The organism is Adlercreutzia equolifaciens (genome assembly GCF_029076695.1).
Taxonomy (GTDB): domain Bacteria; phylum Actinomycetota; class Coriobacteriia; order Coriobacteriales; family Eggerthellaceae; genus Adlercreutzia; species Adlercreutzia equolifaciens_A.
The window spans coordinates 181,595-183,473 of record NZ_JARFIK010000002.1; the positions used below are offsets into that span (position 1 = coordinate 181,595).

At 56.2% G+C, this 1,879-nt stretch carries 2 protein-coding genes; one reads left to right on the plus strand and one right to left on the minus strand.

The window, feature by feature from the left end; translation table 11 throughout:
* Positions 1-62: 62 nt before the first annotated feature.
* Positions 63-1,313 (minus strand): acyl-CoA dehydrogenase family protein, encoded by a 1,251-nt coding sequence (locus PZH32_RS06865; RefSeq protein WP_275207131.1) that lies wholly within the window; start codon positions 1,311-1,313, stop codon positions 63-65.
* Positions 1,314-1,613: 300 nt separating this feature from the next.
* Here PZH32_RS06865 and PZH32_RS06870 point away from each other — a divergent pair, with 300 nt between their 5' ends.
* Positions 1,614-1,841 (plus strand): hypothetical protein, encoded by a 228-nt coding sequence (locus PZH32_RS06870; RefSeq protein WP_275207132.1) that lies wholly within the window; start codon positions 1,614-1,616, stop codon positions 1,839-1,841.
* Positions 1,842-1,879: the final 38 nt, after the last annotated feature.

The following is a 1,879-nucleotide window of genomic DNA, read 5'->3' on the forward strand; positions in this document are numbered from 1 at the left end:
GCGTGGAGGGGAGGGGTGCCGGGCAGCGCCGCGGCAAGGAATTGATGGGTTCGAGCTAGCGACTAGGCATCTGCCGCGCCTTCAGCGGCCTCTTCAGCCGGGTACGGTGGCGTCTCGTCGAACTGGTAGCCAATCTGGCCGCCGTGCTTCTCACATTCACGGGCGATGGTGATGCGCTGCACCGTGGGCGCGCCCTCTTCGAGCCACATGGCGCGGCAATCGCGGTACAGGCGCTCGGTGGGGCCGTAGGGGGAGTCCTCGAAGTAGCCGTCGCCCCCGAAGATCTCCAGCATCTCATCGGACACCAGCTTCACGGTATCGATGGACAAAAGCTTGCATATAGCGGCTTTCTCCTCGATATAGGGGCCATGGGGGTCGTTGTCGAAATCGCGGGCGAAGTCGTAGACGGCGCAGCGCAGGGCGTGGATCATCATTTGCATGTTGGCAAGTTTCATCTTGATGGCCTGGCGTGTGGCAATGGGCTTGCCGAAGGTGACGCGGTTGGCCGCGCGGGCCAGTGACATCTCCAACATGCGCTGGGCCATACCCAAATTCGAGCAGGCGATGTGCACACGCGACACCGACAGCGAATGGATGGCCACCTCCATGCCCTGGCCCTCTTCGCCAAGGAGGTACATCGGATCAAGCTTCACGTTGGTGAACTTGAGGCCCGCGTGGCCGGCCCCGCGACAGCCCATCATGTGGGGCATGGGAATGGTCTCGAAGCCTTCGGCATCAACGGGCACGAAGAACGCCGACAGGCGCGTGTCCTTCGGGTCGTCGGGGTTGGTGACGGCGATGACATAGGTGAAGTCCGAGCAGTCGGTATGGGAAATGAGCCACTTCTCGCCGTTGAGGATGTAGTTGCCATCCTCGTCCTTGATGGCCGTGGTGTGCAGGTCGGCTCCCGTGCCGCCTGTCTGTTCAGTGATGGCGAAGTTGCAGTAGATGGACTTGTCCTGGAACTTGTTCATATAGCGGGCCTTGAGCTCGGGCTTGCCGTAATCGTCCAGGATGCGCCAGTTCATGTCGGCGGCATGGTGCAGATGCATACGCATGCCGCCCGGTCCGCGCGAGAACTCCTCCTGCACGCGCAGGATTTCCTGCTCGTTCAAGTTCCAGCCGCCGTACTCGGCCGGCAGGTAAAAGCGGTACAGATCGTTCTCGCGGGCCAGATCGTAGAAGGCCTCGGGGAACTTGTTGGTAACCTCGATCTCCTTCTGCATCTCTTCGAAGGGGCCTTCGGCCAGGGCGCGAATACGCTGGAGGTAAGCCTCGAACTCCTCGTCAGTGATGGTGGCGTTGGGATTCATGGGGCCTCCTTTGGCGGTGTGCGCGCAATTTCCGTTGCCTGCATCATGCCCGATTTTCGGAGAGGAATCCAATTGGCTCTTGCGCCCTTTCAGGGCGAAATCCATAAGCAAGAAAAATAATTCCATAAGGAGAAGAATTGGATAGCTGCTTCCGTCGGGCATCTGACGGAAGATCGCGCAGAAGAACAAAAATCTATTGCCGTAAAGTCAATAATCGCCTTTTGAACAGGGTTTTTATCGTTCGATTTTCTCTTTTCAACGAAAAGTTACAACATGGCAACGAAAGATATGGAGGACTGAATGACTATTGACTATCTTTCAAGAATGCGCAAAGGAAAGAAATCCCTGGTCATTTACCCTTTTTCTTGTAACAAAAGGCTTTACGGCGTTGCCAAAGTGTTGCTAATATTACACTTACAAGTGAGAGCTTGTGTTTTGGCATGTCCGGTATTAGATGTGCCTGTTGATCAGCAAAAAGGCCTTTGCTTAATCAGGGAAGCGAGGGCGCTAAGTCCTGAGAAGAGGTAATCAGGGACCTCTTCTCAGGCACAGAGAAAGATAGATAT

Coding starts and splice junctions, on each gene's coding strand:
- PZH32_RS06865 (WP_275207131.1), bottom strand. CDS start 1,313: ATGAATCCCAACGCCACCATCACTGACGAGGAGTTCGAGGCTTACCTC.
- PZH32_RS06870 (WP_275207132.1), top strand. CDS start 1,614: ATGACTATTGACTATCTTTCAAGAATGCGCAAAGGAAAGAAATCCCTG.